Source organism: Actinokineospora auranticolor (assembly GCF_041897805.1).
Lineage (GTDB): Bacteria > Actinomycetota > Actinomycetes > Mycobacteriales > Pseudonocardiaceae > Actinokineospora > Actinokineospora auranticolor.
Genome location: NZ_CP154825.1, coordinates 3,559,093 through 3,576,437 on the forward strand (window position 1 = coordinate 3,559,093; position 17,345 = coordinate 3,576,437).

Below are 17,345 nucleotides of genomic sequence, written 5' to 3' on the forward strand. Positions count from 1 at the left end.
ATGTGGGTGCGCTGGCGGGCCGGCACCCCTATGTATTGTGTCCCGCAGCTGGTTCGACCGGTCCGCCAGATCGGTCGTCGCAAGAGGGAACCCGGTGTGAGTCCGGGACTGCCCCGCAGCGGTGAGTGGGAACGGAAGCCGTCACGAAGCACTGGACCCCGGGTCCGGGAAGCGATGGCCGGTAGGCGCCGATCGGCACGCCCACGAGTCCGAAGACCTGCCAGCACCCCGGCGCGCGTCCGCGCGCGGGTGTCCGCGGCCCCGAGGGAGGGTGGGAGGACGTGGCGGTCGCGCGCGCCCGTTCGCTCCCCGCTGTCCCCGGCAGGCCGCCCGGCTCGCGAGGAGACAGTTCTGTGACGGTCGTCGACTCAGTCGTGACCACCATGCGGGTGCGCAAACGAGATGGCGCGCTCGAACCCGTCGACGTCAACCGGATCGTGCGCGCCGTGGCGCGCCGCGCGGTCGGCCTCACCGAGGTCGACCCGCTGCGGGTCGCCACCAAGACGATCAGCGGCCTCTACGACGGCGCCACCACCGAGGAACTGGACAAGCTGTCCATCCAGACCGCCGCCGCGCTCGTCGCCGAGGAGCCCGAGTACTCCAGGCTCGCCGCGGGCCTGCTCAGCGCCTTCATCGACAAGGAGGTGCGTAGGCACGGCGTCGGCTCGTTCAGCGAGAGCATCGCGCTCGGCCACGCGGAAGGGCTCATCGGCGACACCACCGCCGCGTTCGTCGCGGCCAACGCCATCGACCTCGACGACGCCATCGACCTCGACGCCGACCGCCGGTTCGAGTACTTCGGCCTGCGCACCGTCTACGACCGCTACCTGCTGCGCCACCCCGCGCGGCGCACGGTCATCGAGGCGCCGCAGTACTGGCTGCTGCGCGTGGCCTGCGGTCTCTCGCGCACCGCCGCGGAGGCCGTCGGCTTCTACCGGCTCATGTCGTCGCTGGCCTACCTGCCCAGCTCGCCGACGCTGTTCAACTCCGGCACCGTCCACACCCAGATGTCCTCCTGCTACCTGCTCGACTCGCCCCGCGACGAACTGGAGTCGATCTACGAGCGGTACGCGCAGATCGCCCGGCTCTCCAAGTTCGCGGGCGGCATCGGCGTGCAGTGGTCCCGCGTGCGCTCCCGCGGCGCCCTGATCCGCGGCACCAACGGCCACTCCAACGGCATCGTGCCCTGGCTGCGCACCCTCGACGCCTCCGTCGCCGCGGTCAACCAGGGCGGCCGGCGCAAGGGCGCGGCCTGCGTCTACCTGGAGACCTGGCACCCGGACGTCGAGGAGTTCCTCGAGCTGCGCGACAACACCGGTGAGGACGCCCGCCGCACGCACAACCTCAACCTGGCCAACTGGATCCCGGACGAGTTCATGCGCCGCGTCGAGGCCGACTCCGACTGGTCGCTGTTCGACCCCGACGAGGTGCCCGGGCTGGTCGACCTGTGGGGCGACGACTTCGACCGCGCCTACCGCGCCGCCGAGGAGGCGGGCCGCGCCGTGCGCACCGTCCGGGCCCGCGACCTCTACGGCCGCATGATCCGCACTCTGGCGCAGACCGGCAACGGCTGGATGACGTTCAAGGACACCGCCAACCGCACCTGCAACCAGACCGCCGAACCCGGGAACGTGGTGCACCTGTCCAACCTGTGCACCGAGATCCTCGAGGTCACCAGCGACGACGAGACCGCGGTCTGCAACCTCGGGTCGGTCAACCTGGGCGCGCACGTGCTGGTGGATGGCGCCGGGGGCGACGCTTCCGGTGGAATCGACTGGGAACGCCTGCGGGCCACGGTCCGGACCGCGGTCGTCTTCCTCGACCGCGTGATCGACATCAACTACTACCCGACCGCCCAGGCCGCGGCGAGCAACCCGCGCTGGCGGCCGGTCGGCCTCGGCGTCATGGGCTTGCAGGACGTGTTCTTCAAGCTCCGCCTGCCCTTCGACTCACCCGCCGCGCGCGAGCTGTCGACTCGGATCGCGGAAGAGATCTACCTGACGGCGTTGGAGTCCTCCGCCGAACTGGCCGCGTCGGCGGGTGCGCACCCCGCGTACGCGCGGACCCGCGCCGCGCGGGGTGACCTGCAACCGGACCTCTGGGGTGTGACGCCGACGCAGACCGAGCGGTGGGCCCGGGTGCGGGCGCGGATCGCCGAGCACGGGCTGCGCAACTCGCTGCTCGTCGCCATCGCGCCGACCGCGACCATCGCCTCCATCGCGGGCTGCTTCGAGTGCGTCGAACCGCAGGTGTCGAACACCTTCAAGCGCGAGACGCTGTCGGGGGAGTTCCTGCAGATCAACTCCTACCTGGTGCGCGAGCTGAAGGCGCGCGGCCTGTGGACCGACGAGATCCGGTCCCGGCTCAAGCGCGACGACGGGTCCGCGCAGGGGGTCACCGAACTGCCCGCCGACGTCCGCGAGCTGTACCGCACCGCGTGGGAGCTGCCGCAGAAGGCGCTGATCGAGCTGGCCGCCGCGCGCGGGCCGTACGTCGACCAGAGCCAGTCGCTGAACCTGTTCGTGGCCGCGCCGACCATCGGCAAGCTGTCCTCGATGTACCTCTACGCCTGGAAAGCCGGGCTCAAGACCACGTACTACCTGCGCTCCCGCCCGGCGACGCGCATCCAGCAGGCGACCGTGGCCGTGCCCGAGGCCACCGTCGACGCCATCGCCTGCTCCCTGGAGAACCCCGAGTCCTGCGAGGCCTGCCAGTGACCACCCTGAACGACGACGCGACGCACAACAGCGCTCTGCGCAACACCGCCCGCAAGCACGCCCTGCTCGACCCGGGCATGGACCTGACGCTGCGGCCCATGCGCTACCCGCTGTTCTACGACCGCTTCCGCGACGCCATCAAGAACACGTGGACGGTGGAGGAGGTCGACCTGCACACCGACCTCGCCGACCTGGGCAAGCTGTCCCCGGCCGAACGGCACCTGGTCAACCGGCTCGTCGCGTTCTTCGCCACCGGCGACACCATCGTCGCCAACAACCTGGTGCTCAACCTCTACGAGCACGTCAACGCGCCGGAAGCCCGGCTCTACCTGTCCCGGCAGCTGTTCGAGGAGGCCGTGCACGTCCAGTTCTACCTGACGCTGCTCGACACCTACCTCCCCGACGAGGACGACCGCGCCGAGGCGTTCGCCGCCGTCGAGACCATCCCGTCGATCCGGGCCAAGGCCGAGTTCTGCTACAAGTGGATCGACTCGATCTCCGCGTTGACCCGCCTGGAGACCCGCGCGGACCGCCGGTCGTTCCTGCTGAACCTGATCTGCTTCGCCGCCTGCATCGAGGGCCTGTTCTTCTACGGGGCCTTCGCCTACGTGTACTTCCTGCGCTCGCGCGGCCTGCTCAACGGCCTGGCCTCCGGCACCAACTGGGTGTTCCGCGACGAGTCGATGCACATGGCGTTCGCGTTCGACGTGGTGGACACCGTCCGCCGCGAGGAACCGGACCTGTTCGACGACGACCTGCGCGACCAGGTCCGCGAGATGCTCCGCGAGGCCGTGGAGGCCGAGACGCAGTTCGCCCACGACCTGCTCGACCTCGGCGTCGCGGGCATGTCGGTGACGGACATGCGGGCCTACCTGGAACACGTCGCCGACCGGCGGTTGCAGGTACTCGGCATCGAACCGATCTACGGCAGCAAGAACCCGTTCCCGTTCATGGAGTTGCAGGACGTGCAGGAACTGTCCAACTTCTTCGAACGCCGCGTCTCGGCTTACCAGGTCGCGGTCAGCGGCACGGTCACCTTCGACGAGGACTTCTGAGGACACGGCGCGGTCGCTCGGATTCCCTGGCGACCGCGCCGTAGTTTGTGCGCCATGCGCGTGATGTTCGTGAGCCTTGCGTCGGTCGGGCACGCCTACCCGATGGTCCCGTTCGCCGCGGCGGTGCGGGCGGCTGGGCACGAGGTGCGGTTCGCGGTGGGGGAGGAAGTGCACGCGCCGCTGGCCTCGGTCGGGCTGCGGCCGTTCCGACCGGCGGACGTGTTCTACGAGGTGTACGCGGAGGACCTGGAACCGGAACTCGACCGGTGGCGACCGGACGCGGTGGTGCACGGGTGGGGTGTGCCGGAGGCCGGGGTCGCCGCGCGTCGGGCCGGGGTGCCTGGCCTGTGGCACGGGTTCGGGCGGATGTTTCCCGAGGGGATCGGGCTGGTGCGCCCGGTCGGTGGCACGCACCTTGACATTTGTCCGCCTTCATTGCAGGACAAGGGTTTTGAGGCGGAGCGGGTGTTGGTGCGGCCGGTGCCGTTCGCGCCGGGGGAGTTCTCGGTCGAGGTGCCCGGTCGGCCGCTGGTGTACGTGACGTTGGGGACGGCGTTCGGGACGGCCGATGTGCTTCGGGTGGTTGTGGCGGGGTTGGGGCGGGTTGACGCTCAGGTCGTGGTCGCTACGGGGCGGGTGCCGGTCGCGGAGGTGGGGCCGTTGCCGGGGAACGTGATCGCGCGGTCGTGGGTGGGGCAGGCTGAGGTGCTTCGGCACGCGTCGGCGGTGGTTCACCACGCGGGTAGTGGCACGACTTTGGGGGCGCTGGCGGTGGGGGTACCGCAGGTGGTGCTTCCGCAGGGGGCGGACCAGTTCGCCAACGCGGAGGCCTTGGTGGCCGCGGGGGTGGCGGTGCGACCTGGTGAGGTGACCGCGGAAGCTGTTGCGGATGCGGTGGCCGCGGTGTTGACCAGTCCGGATCTTCGTGCGGCCGCGGGTGGGATCGCGGAAGAGATCCGCCGGATGCCGGGGCCGGAGGAGATCGCCCGACGGCTCCCGGACCTCATCGCCGACTAGCTTGAGTTTTAACCTGTGCGGCGGGGTCGTGGGGTGTTGGACTGGGTCTTGCTGTTGCGGGTCTTGTGTGTGTCGGCGCTGGTGGCGGTGTGGACGTCGTGGCGTGGGGCTGGTCGTTGGTTGGGTTGTCCGGTGGGGCGTCCTGGACCTGGTCGGGTGGGTTTCGGTGCGCTGGCTGGTGTATCGATTGTTGCGTGGAGGTGCCGAAATCCGCGGCGGACCCGAGCCGGGGTCAGTCGGCCAGGGCGTGCGGTTTTCTCCCAGGGACGGCGCAGGTCGGTGGCGAGGTCGCGGGCGAGGCGGAGTTGGGTGTAAGCGGTCAGAATGAGCCAGGTCCACCGATCCGCCTGGTCGGGCGTGCGGAGTTTCGGGGTGGTCCAGCCGAGGGTTTGTTTGAGCATGCGGAAGGTGTGCTCGATGTCGAACCGCCGCAGAAACGCCTGCCAGAGAAGGTCGACCCTCGTGGCGTCGAGATCGGTGGCGGAATGCCAGAGCCAGACCGGTTTTGGGATCGCTCCGGAGGGCAGTCGGTCGACCTCGAGGCGGATCACGGTGCCCTCGATAACCGGGAGCTTCCCGAAGTGGTTTGCCCAGGCGGTGCGGTGGGTCAGACGAGGATGCAGCCGGTTCCAAGCGCGAGCCAGTGCTGGACCGTAAAGCCGGGTTTCCGTGCGTGTGGTGACCTCCGGCTCGCTCCAGGTGGCGGGGTCACCGAAGACGAACTCGTCGCCGTGGCGGCGGGGCCGCCCCAGGGTGCCGGGCAGGTGAGCAGGCGCGGGGCGGCGCAGCACCCGGTCCGAGCGCATTCGAACCAGCACGACCACCGGCAGATCCTGGAGCAGGAACGCAAGCCGAGGACCGTCGTAACCGGCGTCGGCCACCAGCATGATCGCCGGGTCGCCGGGCTGCCAGTGGCCTGCCTCGATCAGGCGGGTCACGACCTGGCGCACTTGCCGGGCGGTCACCGTTGCCGCGTCGTCTCCCGGCGCCAGCCTGACCGCGTCCAAAGGGGCGGTCCAGGAGCCGCGCCCTGTCTCCAACGCCACCACGATCGAGTAGGGCCAGCCAGGCACCATGATGTGCGTGTCTTTGCCGCGTCCGTAAGTGTAGCACAGGATCCGCTCCGGCGAGGTATGCGCTTCCGGCCGCAGCCAGCAGGTCACATCGACCGCCAACACCAACCGGCCGTCCGCCGCCCGCGGTAACGGGCAGGCAGCCAGAGCACATCGCAGCCGATCAACGTCCACCCGACCATGCGCCAAGCCGGCATAGAGGCTGCCGTGACCGCGACGATGTTCGCCTACCAGGGACAACTCAGGCAACGACCGCACCGGCCCGTCCGCGCACAACATCGCGTCGACCAGCTCGAACAACGCATCTCCCCGCTTGGACAAGCTCTGGTAGAACGCCTGACGGAACCGGGCGAGGTGCCCGGACACGCCGGCCGAACCGGCGTCGTGCACACTGATCAACTGAAGCCCTTGGTTGTGGTCGTCCTTCTGTCGCAAGAGGAATGATCAACCAAGGGCTTCGTTCATGATCGACAGGGGGCAGCCACCAAGCCCAGCACGTTAAAACTCAAGCTAGGCCATCCCGAGACCAGACACGTTGAGCGGTTGCTCTCTTGGTGGAAGGCAGCGCTTTATGGGTCTCATTATTGACTAGTCACTATCAAGATAATGAGCGTTTGAGAGGGGCGGGTGGTGGTGGGCGGGAGAGCGAGAGGGGGAGTTGGAGAGGTGGAGTGGGTGAGGTGGCAGCCGCAGGTCCAGGTGGCAGCGGGGTGTCTTGCGAAGGCATGGATGGGCGGAATCAGCGGGCATGGGGGCGGTTGCCTCGGAGTGGCTTCCAGGTCGCGGGAGCGGGGGATGGCTGGCGGGCAGGGGATCGGATGGGTGCGGCGGGTAGGTGGGGTGTGCGGAAGGGACCGTCGCGGGTCCAGGTGGCAAGGGGATGTCTTGTGAAGACATGGAGTGCGAACCAGGAGGGCAAACCGGCGGGCATGGCCTGGATGGGTGCGGTGGGCGGGCAGAGAGGGTTGTGGGTAGCCGCAGGTCTGAGTGGCGGTGGTTGTCTTCGAGGCAGGGATGGCGCGCCCAGTGGGTGTGCCGTGGAGGTGGTTGCCTCGGGGTGGTGGATCAGCGCGGTCGCGGCGCGTGGGGCTGGTGGTCAGGCCAGGGTCGTGGCGAGGGTGTCGACTACCGCTGTGACTCGGGTTGGTTCGTTGAGCTGCCTCGACCATAGCGCGGACTCGGTGGCCCTGGCCTGGGTCCAGCGGCGGAGGCGGTCGATCTCCAGTTCGGCCGCCTCCGTGAACTCGGCGATTCGGCGGTCGATCGCTCGGGCGGGGTCGGGCTCCGCCGCGATGGCCTGCCAGTCGCCGCGGAGGAGGGGGAGGAGTTCATAGGCGGGGTCGCCGGTGAAGCCGTTGGGGTCGATGGCGCGTAGGGCGTTGGTCGGGGTGTTGGTGCGGAGGATGTTGCCGAAGTGGAGGTCGCCGTGGACGAGCAGGGCCGGTTGGTCGGTGGCGAGGTCGCGGGCGTTGGCCACGCAGGCATCGATCACATGGCGCGGCAGCGGGTTTCCGAGTCGTTCCGCGTGCGCGGGTACGTCGACCGTCCACGCGCGGGCTTTGTCGGCCAGGGACGGGATGCCGGGTGGGGCCGGGATGGCCAAGTGGTGGGCCAGGCGGCCGATGGTGGTGAACGGGGTGGGCTCCGGGCGGTCCAGGGGCTGGAGGCGCTCCAGGAGCATGGCGAAACGGCTGTCGTCGCGGTCCAGGAGTCGGACGGCGCCGTTGCCGTTCCACGCGGCCAAGGCGAGCGGTTCAGCGGTGTTGTAGGTGAGTGGGAAACCCAGCTTGAGGACGACTTCGAAGCCGTCCGCGCGGGTGGCCGGGATCGCCACGCCCACGAAGCCGTGCAGCACGGGGCCGGACGCGACGCACGCCCACCGGTCGAGGAAGTCGGCGGCCAAGGCGGGCAGCGAGTCGATCCACCGCCTGCCCGCCTCGCCCTCGCGGGCGATCGTGGACTCGGCGAATCCCGGTGGGACGGTCAGCATGCGAACCCCGCGTTCGGCGAATGGACCTGGCACGGGGATTGTGCCAGGTCCATTCCGCACGGTTACAGCGTCGACAGGTCCACCGCGGCGGCCATGGCCCGGTAGCCCGCGTCGCTGGGGTGGAGGTGGTCGCCGCTGTCGTAGGCGGGCAGCAGGCTGTCCCGATCCGCCGGGTCGGCCGTCACGCGGTCGAAGTCGACCACCGCGTCGAACTCGCCGGAGGTGCGGATCCAGGCGTTCACCTCGTCGCGGACGCCCTCGCCGCGGTCGGAGAAGTACATCGCCCCCTTGTACGGCAGCAGCGTCGCGCCGACGACCCGGACGTGCTTGGCGTGGGCCTTGCGGATCAGCTCGCGGTAGCCCGCGATCAGGTCGGCGGCGGTGACCGCCGGGTTCGGCTTCGCGCAGACGAAGTCGAAGTCGCTGAAGCCGATGTCGTTGATGCCCTCCAGCAGGATCACCGTGCGGACACCGGGCTGCGCCAGCGCGTCCCGGTCGAACCGGGCGGTGGCCCGCTCCCCGAAGCACGGGGAGTCGTTGGTCACCCGGTTGCCGCCGATGCCCGCGTTGACCACGGGCCGCTTCCCGCGCAGGCGCTCGGCCAACTCGTCCGGGTACCGGTTGTCGCCGTTCATCGTGGACCCGGCGCCGTCGGTGATCGAGTCGCCGAAGGCCACCACGACGTCGCGCCGCGGTGCGGGGTCGACGGTCTCGACGCCGCTGAGGTAGTACCAGGCCTCGGTGGTCTCGCCGAACGCGGCCGCCGCGGTGTCCGACCGGTGGTCGCCCGCCGCGCGGTAGCTCGTCGCCGCGGCGAACGTGTGGCCGGTGGCGGGACCGGTCTTCTCCGGCAGGTACAGCGTGACGGTCAGCTTCTCCAGCGGCGACACCGGGAGTACCGCCAGGTCCGTCACGACGTCCCGGCCCGCGGGCACCACAACGGACCGTTTCCCGTCGAACGCCAGGTTCCGCACGGTCCCGGGCCGGACCGCCGCGCCGTCACCGGCCCGCGCCACGGTCGCGCCGCCCACCCTGAGCGGGGTCGACCCGTACGCGTTCGACAGCCGGACGCGGAGCGCGGGTCCGCCCGCGCTGACGCGCACGACCTGCCGCACGGTGTGGTTGTCGAACCCGTCGACTCCCCAGTTCGGCCCCAGGTCCGCGCTCTGCCGGTGCGGGGAGGCCGACCACGTGGCCGTCGTCCATCCCCGCGCCTGCCCGGCACCGGCGGTGCCGGGCACGAACGCGGGTACGACCGCAGCGACGAGCACAAGCGCCGCGAGTCTCTTCATTGCCTTACCCCCAACAGTTTTTTGTGCGGTGGTCCCAGGTCACCCGACCACCACTGGCACCAACCTACGGCCGACCCCCGACAATTCCCGGCGGCGCCGACGGGATCAAGGCGTGGACAGCGCGGCCGTGGGGGAGAGGTTGGCGGCGCGCACGGCCGGGTACAGGCCCGCGGCCACGCCGATCAGCAGCGTCGCGGCCACCCCGCCCGCCGTGGCCCAGGCCGGGACGACCGTCCCCCAGGACCGCGTGCTCGAATACAGGGCCGTCGCCGCCACGCCGAGCACCACGCCACCGGTGCCGCCCAGCGCCGAGAGCAGCAGCGACTCCGCCAGGAACTGCGTGCGGACCTGCCCCCGGGTGGCGCCGAGCGCCCGCCGCAGGCCGATCTCGTGCCTGCGCTCCAGCACCGAGATCACCATGGTGTTCGCCACCCCGACCCCGCCCACCAGCAGCGCGACCGCGCCCAGCCCGAGCAGCAGCCCGGTGAACGCCTCGTCCGTGGCGTGCCGGGCGGCCAACGCGTCGGAGGGCCGGGACACCCGGACTTCGTTGGGCGCCTCCGGGTTCGCCGTCGCCGCCAACACCGCGCGGACGGCCTCGACGGCGTTGTCCGCGCTGCGGGCGTACACCGTGGTCGGTTTACCGTCGAAACCCAGGTGCGCCACGGCCTCCGGCCACCCGACCAGCACTGACGAGTCCAACTCCGGGGCCAGCGGGACCGGCTCAAGAATGCCCAGCACGGTGAACCAGGAGCCGCCCACGTACACCCGCTCGCCGACCGTGCCGAGACCCAGCAGGCGCGCCGTGTCCGCCCCGAGCACGGCGGTCGGGTACCGCTCGGTGGCCGCGTTCAGCCAGGTGCCGGACGCCAGCCGGGCGCCCACGGTCGCCGGGAGGTCGAGGTGCGCGGCCCGCACCGAGATCCCGCCGGTCTCGATCGAGGGAATCCGGTCCGTGCGGTACGCGCGCGTGTCCGGCACCTTCCCCGTGGCGGCGACCTGCCGGACCGGCCCGATGCGGGCGATCATCGCCACCGACTCCGGCGGCAGGCTCGCGCTGTCCCCGGCCAGCGTGCTGCCCGGTGCCGCGGTCAGCAGGTTCGTGCCCAGCGCGGCCAGTTCGCGGTCGACCTGCGCGCGGCTGGAGCTGGAGATGCCGACGACGGCGGTCATCGCCGCGATGCCGATGGCGATGCCCAGTGCGGAGAGGAACACCCGCAGCGGCCGCGCGCGCAGCCCGGCGCCGCCGACGCGCACGACGTCGCGGGGACCCAGGCGGGCGGGGGTCAGGTCCATCAGGCCACCACCCGTCCGTCGCGCATGGTGATCCGCCGCGGCAGGGTCGCGGCGAGCTCCCGGTCGTGGGTGATGACCAGGACCGTCGCGCCCGCCGCGTGCAGGGTGGCCAGCACGGCCAGCACGCGGGCGCCCGCGGCGGAGTCGAGGTTGCCGGTCGGTTCGTCGGCGAGCAGCAACGGCGGGTCGCCGATCACCGCGCGGGCGATCGCGACTCGTTGCCGCTCGCCGCCGGACAGCTCGTTCGGCAGGTGCGACATCCGATCCGCCAAGCCCACCCGGTCGAGCGCGGTCTCGGCGCGGCGCTGACGCTCCCGGAGGGAGACTCCCGCGTACAGCAGGCCGTCGGCGACGTTGTCCACCGCTGACTGGCCCGGGGTGAGGTGGAACTGCTGGAACACGAACCCGATCCGGCGCGCCCGCAGCGCCGACACCCGCCGGTCGGACAGCGCGGCGACGTCGTGCCCGTCGACGCGCACCACGCCGGCCGACGGCCGGTCCAGCGCGCCGATCAGGTGCAGCACCGTGGACTTCCCCGAGCCCGACGGCCCCACGATCGCGGCCATTTCCCCGTAGTCGACCGACAACGTCACCCCGTGGACCGCGGTGACGCCGCCGGGGTAGACCTTGCTGACCGCGTCCAACTCCACGACCGCGCTCATCCCGGCACCCCCACGGACTGCCCCTCCGACACCCCGGTGACCTCGACCCGGCCGTTGGCGAACATGCCCGTGCGCACCGCGACGGTCCGCGTGGTCCCCGCGTCGACGACCTGCACCCCGTAGCCGCCCTCGGCCAAGGCCAGCAGCGCCGAGACCGGCACCGTGAGCACGTCCGCGCGGCGCGACGAGGTGAACTCGACGCCGACCGACGCCTGGTCCAGGCCCACCAGCGACCCCTCGTCCGCGGGTGCGACCGTCACCTTGAGCTTGGTCTCCGGTTCGGCGTCCGGTGCGCCGTTGCCCTCGTCGACGACGGTCTCCGCCGCGGTGACCTTGCCGGGCACGGTCTTGCCGTCGGGCAGCCGCACGGTCACCTCCGCGCCGACCGGCGCCATCCGCTGGTCGTCCATGGTCAGCTCGACCGTGACCAGCCGGGCGGATCCGGTGTACTCCACCACCGAACCGCCCGGCTGGACCCCCTGCCCCACGGTCGTCTTGTGCGAGTCGACCCGGATGGACCCGGCCGCGTACACGACGCGCCCGAGTTCGACGGCCCCGGTTTCCGGCAGACCGAGGTCCTCCTGCCAGTCCTCGACCGCTTTCGCGGTCGACCGCGTGTACTTCTCGTCGACGGTGAAACCCTTGTAGCCCAACGCCGCCAGGTTCTCCTCGAACTGCCGCACGTCCGCGCCTTCCGCGCCCGTGTCCAGCGCGCGGTAGGCGGGCAGCGACCCGTACAGCAACACGACCGGCGCGTTGTCGATCCGGCACAGCGCTTGTCCGCGCTGGACGGTGCTGCCCACTGCGGGTGCGGCGGTCAGCGTCCCGGGCAGTCTTGCCTGCACCGCCGTCGTGGCGCCGAAGCCCAACCTGCCGTCCTCCTTGTGCGTGTCGATGAGCGTTTCCCGCGTGACTTTCACTGTTCCCTGCGGACTCCGCTCCCGGCGTGGCTCATCCCGCGTCGAACCGTTGTCGAAACCGACCCCGGCCGCCGCCGCGGCCGCGCCGCTGACGGCCAGCACGACCGTGAGCCCGACGGCGACCCGGCCGCGCTTCGACGACCCGCTCATCCGCCGTCCTTGTCGGTCCGGGGCTCGCCCGCGCCCTTGGGGCCGAACTCCTGGCACGCCTGTTCGGCGGCCTTGAACTCGGCGCTCCCCGGGTCGAGGCCCTGGCCGCTCTCGATCCGGATGCCGCCGGACTCGTCCGGGTCGGGGAACCGGGGGAGTCCGTGCTCCCGCATGCACCGGGACATCTTCCTGGCCTGTTCCAGCATCCCCGGCGAAGCCTTCGGCAGTTCGCCGCCGTCGGGCGCGTACCGGCGGCACGCCTCGCGGGCCGCGTCGACCTCGCCCCGGTCGGCGCCGCGCGGGATGACCATCTCCACGCCGCCGCCGTCGCCGATCTCCGGGTCCGGCATGTCCACGCCGTGGTCGCGCATGCACTTCGCGAAGGCCAGCATGTTCTCCTCGGTGCCCCGGTTGTCGCCGGGGGTACCGCTCGGGGGCGCGGCGGCACCGGCGCCGTTCGCCGACGCGACCCTGTCGCCGTCGTCCGACCCGCCAACCCCGCACCCGGCCAGGGCGAACACCGCCAAGGCGACGACCGGGCCGTTCCGCAGACGCATCTCGCTCCCTCCCGCCCCGGGGCCGTCCCGGTGGCGGGGGCCAGTGAAGCCAGGTCGGGATTTCCCGGGCGTCACCGCGGGTGTTGACGCCGGGGAAACGCGGTCACCGGTCACCATGGGGAATGCGGATCCTGGTGGTCGAGGACGAGCCGCTGCTGGCCGACGCGGTGGCGCGGTGGTTGCGCGGCGACGCGCACGCGGTGGACGTGGTGCACGACGGCGGCGCGGCCGTGGAGCGGATCGGTGTGCACGACTACGACGTGGTGGTGCTCGACCGGGACCTGCCCGTGCTGCACGGCGACGAGGTGTGCAGGCGGGTCGTCGACACCGGCACCCCGACCCGGGTGCTGATGCTCACCGCCGCCACCGAGGTCGACGACCGGGTCGCGGGCCTGGTCCTGGGCGCGGACGACTACCTGACCAAGCCGTTCGCCTTCGCCGAACTCGGCGCCCGGGTGGCCGCGCTCGGCAGGCGGGCCCGGCCCGCGGTGCCGCCGGTGCTGCGCCGTGCGGGCATCCGGCTCGACCCGCACCGCCGGGAGGTGTTCCGCGACGGCCGCTACGTCCCGTTGTCCCGCAAGGAGTTCGCGGTGCTGGCCGAGCTGCTGCGGGCGGACGGCGCGGCGGTGTCGGCCGAGGTGCTGCTGGAGAAGGCGTGGGACGAGCACGCCGACCCGTTCACCAACGCGGTGCGGATGACGGTGCTGAAGCTGCGGCGCAAGCTCGGTGACCCGCCGGTGGTGCTGACCGAACCGGGAGTGGGGTACCGCATCCCATGACCCGACCGTCGCTGCGCGTCCGCCTCACCCTGGTCTACGGCGGCCTGTTCTTCGCCGCGGGCATCCTGCTGATCGCCCTCACCTACACCCTCGTCGCGCAGCGCATCCCGCACGGGGACAAGCTCATCGTGTCGGGGACGGGGCCGAAGCTCGACCCGGCGCCCGACCCCGAGCCGACCTTCATGGTGGGCTCGCTCAACCGGGTCATCGCCCAGACCGGCGATGACGCGCTGGACGCGCTGCTCACCCAGGGCGGGATCGCGCTGCTGCTGGTCGGTGCCGTCGCGGTCGCGTTCGGCTGGCTGCTGGCGGGGCGCGTGCTGCACCCGCTGAACCGGGTCACCGAGACGGCCGGGCGGATCGCCCGCTCCGCCGACCGGGGCCTGCACGAGCGCATCGGCCTGCGTGGCCCGCGCGACGAGGTGAAGGAACTGGCGGACACCTTCGACGCGATGCTGGAGCACCTCGACCGCGCCTTCGACAGCCAGCGCCGGTTCATCGCGAACGCCTCCCACGAGCTGCGCACACCGCTGACGCTCAACCGCGCGTTGCTGGAGGTCGCCGTCTACCGCGAACCGGCGTCGCCGCAGGTGCGGCAACTGGGGTTGGCGCTGCTGGAGATCAACGCCCGCAACGAGCGGCTGATCGACGGGCTGCTGCTGCTCGCGCGCGCCGAACGCGAACCGCTTGAGCGGTCCTATGTGGACCTGGCGGACATCGCCGAGCACGTCGTCCACCAGACCCCGCGCGACGGGGTGGACGTCCAGGTGGCCGCGGCGGAGGCCGCGACGGCGGGCAACCCGGTGCTGCTGGAGCGGTTGGTGCAGAACCTCGTGGACAACGGGATCCGGCACAACGTCGAGGAAGGCGGCTGGGTGCGGGTCGAGACGCGGCGGGTCGACGGGTACGCCGAGGTCGCGGTGACCAACACCGGGCCGGTCGTGCCGCCCTACGAGGTGCCCGCGCTGTTCGAGCCGTTCCGGCGACTGGGGCGGGAGCGGCTCTCCGCCGCGGGCGCCGGGTTGGGGCTCTCGATCGTCCAGGCGATCGCCCGGGCGCACGGCGGCGAGGCGCGCGCCGAGGCCCGGCCCGGGGGCGGGCTGGTGGTGACGGTGCGTGCGCCCGCGGCCGAGGCCCGATCACTCGGGGGCCTCGACCGCGGGTGAGGTGCTGCGGGCGCGTCCGGTTGCCCCATGAGGCCGGATGGTTGCCCTGGCGGGCGGCACATCGGGTGGGGTGCGCCCGCCGAGTCGGGAGCGATGCCGGGTGGGGAAGTGGGGAGCGGGAGGAGTGTTACTGCTCGTTCTCCATGGCGTCGATGAGGCTCTTGGGGCGCATGTCGGTCCAGTTCTTCTCGACGTAGTCCAGGCACGCCTGGCGGGTGTCCTCGGGGTGCGCCACCGTCCAACCCTCGGGGACCTCCTTGAAGCCCGGCCAGAGCGAGTGCTGGCCCTCGGCGTTGACCAGCACCAGGAAACGGCCGTCGGGGTCGTCGAACGGATTGGTCACGTCGCCCTACCTCCAAGCTTTCAGCGGGTGCCGCCGGAGCGCGGCGGCGGAGTCCAGTCTGGCCGCCCCGCGATCTTCGCGGCAAGCGCGTCCGACTTTCGTCGGTAGACGCGGTCCGCCGTTCGTTGGTTGACGATGTGCCCGGGATCTGGGTGACTGACGGGGAACGGGCGCTGACACAGGGGGAAACAGTGTTCGACAGCCGATTCGACACAGTGATCGCGGACAAAACCGACAGCAACACCGAGTACAAGACCCAGATCAGACACGACGCGAACGACAACCACCGGATCACCTTCACCGACGCGGACCTGGCCCGCACGCGGGTGGCGCCGACCCTGGGGAGGGCGGCGGAGACGGTGTTCGCGCTGGAGGCCTACACGCAGACCCGGACCCGCACCGGGTTCGAGGCGTGGCGCCGCACGGCGCACAACGCCCTGGCGCAGCGCTCGCCCGCGCTGCTGGGGCACCTGCAGGGCCTGGGCCGCTCCCGGGCGGCGCGCCAGGCGCTGCTCAGCGGCGACCCGGCCGAGCAGCGCACGGTGGCGCTGCTGCGCGAGTTCCACGCGGTGGCGGTGGCGCCGTACTGGGCGTCCATCACCGCCGAACTGGAAGCGGAACGGGAGTGCCGCGGCCGGGCGCTGCTCGCGGGCGGCATCGAGGAGCTGTTCGGCACCCTGCACCCGCGCGTGCGGTGGCAGACGCCGAACCTGGTGGTCGCCGGTCGCGGCGACCAGGTGGCGCTGCGCGGGCGCGGGCTGGTGCTCGCGCCGTCGCTGTTCCTGTCCGGCCCGCCGCGCACGATCGTGCCGGTGGCCCCGGACCGGCCGGTGACCCTGGCCTACCCGATCAGCCTCGACCGGGCGGCGCTGACCACCGTGTGGTCGGGCGGGCGGCAGGACGCCCGCGCGCTGGGGCCGCTGCTCGGCCGCACCCGCGCGGCCATGCTGGTCGCGCTGACCGACAGCCGGGCGTCGGTCGAGCTGAGCCGGTCGCTGGAGATCTCCTCGGCCGCGGTCAGCCAGCACACGTCGATCCTGCGGGCGGCGGGGCTGATCTTCTCCCGCCGGGACGTGAACTCGCTCTGCCACACCCTCACCCCGCTGGGTGAGGCGCTGCTGCGCGGCACCTGCCGCGCAGGCTGAACGAACTAGGAACCGACCGAAGCGACCGATCCACGGGCGGCGGTCCACCGAGGCGACTCGGCGGACCGCCGCCCGTTCGCGTGGGCCGCGTCCGGTTCCCGGGTGTCATCACGCACCCGATGACCCACCACCGGGCGTTCTCACGCCGGGCAGGCGTCTCGGACCTCGTGGCGAACCCCGGCGACCGTGATCGGTGCCGGACTTGGATACCCGAGGAAGTCAGCAATGGATCAAGGTGCGCGTGGCGAACTCATCGGTCGACTGTCCGAGGTGATCGGGTCCGTCACGACCGCGCACCCGCTGCGGGTCGACGTCGACGGGCCACCCGCCGCGGGCAAGACCACGCTGGCCGACGAACTCGCCGTCGTCCTGCGCGCGCAGGGTCGCGTCGTTGTCCGCGCGACCGTCGACGACTTCGTCGTTCCCCTCCCGCGGCGCTACCGGCGCGGCCGGTACTCGGCCGAAGGTTGCCGACGTTGTCGTGCACAACGAGAACCCCCACCGGCCGACCTGGGAGGTCCGCGCTCATCGACGCGCGGGACCCGACTCGGCTTGACAAGAAAGTTTGTCAATGCGACGGTGTGCGGGTGCGCGAGGTGGCGGTGATCGAGGACCCGGCGGTGGCCGGGGTGTCGCTCGACCCGGTGCGGGCCGGTTTGCTGGCCGCGCTGGTCGAGCCGGGGTCGGCGACCACCTTGGCGCGTCAGGTGGGGTTGACCAGGCAGAAGGTGAACTACCACCTGCGCGAGCTGGAGCGGCACGGGCTGGTCGAGCTGGTCGAGGAGCGGCGCAAGGGCAACCTGACCGAACGGGTGCTGCGGGCGACCGCGGCCTCGTACGTCATCTCGCCGAGCGTGTTGGCCGCTGTCCAGCCGGACCCGGCCCGCGATCCCGATCGGCTGTCCGCGCGGTGGCTGTTGGCCGTGGCCGCGCGGATGGTGCGGGAGGTGGGGGAGTTGGTCACCGGTGCGACCAAGGCCCGCAAGCGGCTGGCCACCTTCGCCATCGACGGGGAGGTGCGGTTCGCCTCGGCGGCCGACCGGGCCGGGTTCGCCGAGGAGCTGACCCGGGCGGTGACCTCGTTGGTGGCCAAGTACCACGACGAGTCCGCCGAGGGCGGGCGGGCGCACCGGATCGTGGTCGCCGTGCACCCGAAGGTCAAACGAGAAGAGCAGGAGTGACG

General features: G+C 71.6%; 15 protein-coding genes and 1 riboswitch. Of the genes, 7 read left to right on the forward strand and 8 right to left on the reverse strand.

Translation table 11 applies throughout. The annotated features are described in order from the left end of the window. The first annotated feature begins 32 nt into the window (after window positions 1-32). Window positions 33-240, forward strand: a riboswitch (cobalamin riboswitch). Window positions 241-353: 113 nt separating this feature from the next. From V5P93_RS16085 to V5P93_RS16095, 3 genes are read left to right on the forward strand one after another with little or no spacing between them, the layout of a single operon-like run. Beyond that, the gene (locus V5P93_RS16085) at window positions 354-2,717 is read left to right on the forward strand and encodes a ribonucleoside-diphosphate reductase subunit alpha (RefSeq protein ID WP_245930969.1); all 2,364 of its coding nucleotides are present in this window, start codon (window positions 354-356) and stop codon (window positions 2,715-2,717) included. After that, entirely contained in the window at window positions 2,714-3,772 is a 1,059-nt protein-coding gene (locus tag V5P93_RS16090) for a ribonucleotide-diphosphate reductase subunit beta (RefSeq protein WP_245930971.1), read from the forward strand. Before V5P93_RS16085 ends, V5P93_RS16090 begins: the two co-directional genes overlap by 4 nt. Before the next feature lie 54 nt (window positions 3,773-3,826). Continuing rightward, window positions 3,827-4,789 (forward strand): glycosyltransferase, encoded by a 963-nt coding sequence (locus tag V5P93_RS16095; protein ID WP_104476462.1) that lies wholly within the window; start codon window positions 3,827-3,829, stop codon window positions 4,787-4,789. Window positions 4,790-4,797: 8 nt separating this feature from the next. Here the strand turns inward: V5P93_RS16095 and V5P93_RS16100 are convergent, their stop codons facing one another. The 7 genes from V5P93_RS16100 to V5P93_RS16130 all read right to left on the reverse strand — a co-directional run bounded on the left by V5P93_RS16100 (window position 4,798) and on the right by V5P93_RS16130 (window position 12,729). Beyond that, the gene (locus tag V5P93_RS16100; protein WP_245930973.1) at window positions 4,798-6,297 is read right to left on the reverse strand and encodes an NF041680 family putative transposase; all 1,500 of its coding nucleotides are present in this window, start codon (window positions 6,295-6,297) and stop codon (window positions 4,798-4,800) included. A 661-nt stretch (window positions 6,298-6,958) separates the two neighbouring features. Beyond that, window positions 6,959-7,852, reverse strand: coding sequence for an aminoglycoside phosphotransferase family protein (locus V5P93_RS16105; protein WP_104476464.1), 894 nt, complete (start codon window positions 7,850-7,852; stop codon window positions 6,959-6,961). 62 nt (window positions 7,853-7,914) lie between these two features. Next, the gene (locus tag V5P93_RS16110) at window positions 7,915-9,144 is read right to left on the reverse strand and encodes an SGNH/GDSL hydrolase family protein (protein WP_104476465.1); all 1,230 of its coding nucleotides are present in this window, start codon (window positions 9,142-9,144) and stop codon (window positions 7,915-7,917) included. Between the two features lie 105 nt (window positions 9,145-9,249). Then, complete coding sequence (locus tag V5P93_RS16115) at window positions 9,250-10,440, reverse strand: ABC transporter permease (protein ID WP_104476467.1); 1,191 nt, start codon at window positions 10,438-10,440, stop codon at window positions 9,250-9,252. After that, window positions 10,440-11,102 (reverse strand): ABC transporter ATP-binding protein, encoded by a 663-nt coding sequence (locus tag V5P93_RS16120; RefSeq protein WP_104476468.1) that lies wholly within the window; start codon window positions 11,100-11,102, stop codon window positions 10,440-10,442. The genes V5P93_RS16115 and V5P93_RS16120 overlap by 1 nt, the downstream gene beginning before the upstream one ends. Continuing rightward, window positions 11,099-12,172 (reverse strand): efflux RND transporter periplasmic adaptor subunit, encoded by a 1,074-nt coding sequence (locus V5P93_RS16125; protein WP_104476470.1) that lies wholly within the window; start codon window positions 12,170-12,172, stop codon window positions 11,099-11,101. Before V5P93_RS16125 ends, V5P93_RS16120 begins: the two co-directional genes overlap by 4 nt. Further along, window positions 12,169-12,729 carry a hypothetical protein gene (locus tag V5P93_RS16130; RefSeq protein WP_104476472.1) on the reverse strand — a complete coding sequence of 187 codons (561 nt, stop codon included), beginning with the start codon at window positions 12,727-12,729 and terminating at the stop codon, window positions 12,169-12,171. Before V5P93_RS16130 ends, V5P93_RS16125 begins: the two co-directional genes overlap by 4 nt. Window positions 12,730-12,851: 122 nt before the next feature. Here V5P93_RS16130 and V5P93_RS16135 point away from each other — a divergent pair, with 122 nt between their 5' ends. Both V5P93_RS16135 and V5P93_RS16140 read left to right on the forward strand, forming a co-directional pair. After that, window positions 12,852-13,508 (forward strand): response regulator transcription factor, encoded by a 657-nt coding sequence (locus tag V5P93_RS16135; RefSeq protein WP_104476474.1) that lies wholly within the window; start codon window positions 12,852-12,854, stop codon window positions 13,506-13,508. Beyond that, the gene (locus tag V5P93_RS16140; RefSeq protein WP_104476476.1) at window positions 13,505-14,674 is read left to right on the forward strand and encodes a HAMP domain-containing sensor histidine kinase; all 1,170 of its coding nucleotides are present in this window, start codon (window positions 13,505-13,507) and stop codon (window positions 14,672-14,674) included. Before V5P93_RS16135 ends, V5P93_RS16140 begins: the two co-directional genes overlap by 4 nt. Window positions 14,675-14,801: 127 nt before the next feature. Here V5P93_RS16140 and V5P93_RS16145 read toward each other — a convergent pair whose 3' ends face one another. Further along, window positions 14,802-15,017 (reverse strand): MbtH family protein, encoded by a 216-nt coding sequence (locus V5P93_RS16145; protein ID WP_104476477.1) that lies wholly within the window; start codon window positions 15,015-15,017, stop codon window positions 14,802-14,804. A gap of 191 nt (window positions 15,018-15,208) precedes the next feature. Here V5P93_RS16145 and V5P93_RS16150 point away from each other — a divergent pair, with 191 nt between their 5' ends. Continuing rightward, window positions 15,209-16,162 carry a winged helix-turn-helix domain-containing protein gene (locus V5P93_RS16150; protein WP_104476479.1) on the forward strand — a complete coding sequence of 318 codons (954 nt, stop codon included), beginning with the start codon at window positions 15,209-15,211 and terminating at the stop codon, window positions 16,160-16,162. A gap of 587 nt (window positions 16,163-16,749) precedes the next feature. Further along, on the forward strand, window positions 16,750-17,343 hold the full coding sequence (locus V5P93_RS16155; protein ID WP_104476794.1) for a helix-turn-helix domain-containing protein: 594 nt from the start codon (window positions 16,750-16,752) through the stop codon (window positions 17,341-17,343). Window positions 17,344-17,345: the final 2 nt, after the last annotated feature.

Excerpts from the sequence above, each read along its gene's own strand:
- V5P93_RS16095 (WP_104476462.1), top strand. The coding sequence starts at position 3,827 with ATGCGCGTGATGTTCGTGAGCCTTGCGTCGGTCGGGCACGCCTACCCG.
- V5P93_RS16105 (WP_104476464.1), bottom strand. The coding sequence starts at position 7,852 with ATGCTGACCGTCCCACCGGGATTCGCCGAGTCCACGATCGCCCGCGAG.
- V5P93_RS16110 (WP_104476465.1), bottom strand. The coding sequence starts at position 9,144 with ATGAAGAGACTCGCGGCGCTTGTGCTCGTCGCTGCGGTCGTACCCGCG.
- V5P93_RS16115 (WP_104476467.1), bottom strand. The coding sequence starts at position 10,440 with ATGGACCTGACCCCCGCCCGCCTGGGTCCCCGCGACGTCGTGCGCGTC.
- V5P93_RS16120 (WP_104476468.1), bottom strand. The coding sequence starts at position 11,102 with ATGAGCGCGGTCGTGGAGTTGGACGCGGTCAGCAAGGTCTACCCCGGC.
- V5P93_RS16125 (WP_104476470.1), bottom strand. The coding sequence starts at position 12,172 with ATGAGCGGGTCGTCGAAGCGCGGCCGGGTCGCCGTCGGGCTCACGGTC.
- V5P93_RS16130 (WP_104476472.1), bottom strand. The coding sequence starts at position 12,729 with ATGCGTCTGCGGAACGGCCCGGTCGTCGCCTTGGCGGTGTTCGCCCTG.
- V5P93_RS16135 (WP_104476474.1), top strand. The coding sequence starts at position 12,852 with ATGCGGATCCTGGTGGTCGAGGACGAGCCGCTGCTGGCCGACGCGGTG.
- V5P93_RS16140 (WP_104476476.1), top strand. The coding sequence starts at position 13,505 with ATGACCCGACCGTCGCTGCGCGTCCGCCTCACCCTGGTCTACGGCGGC.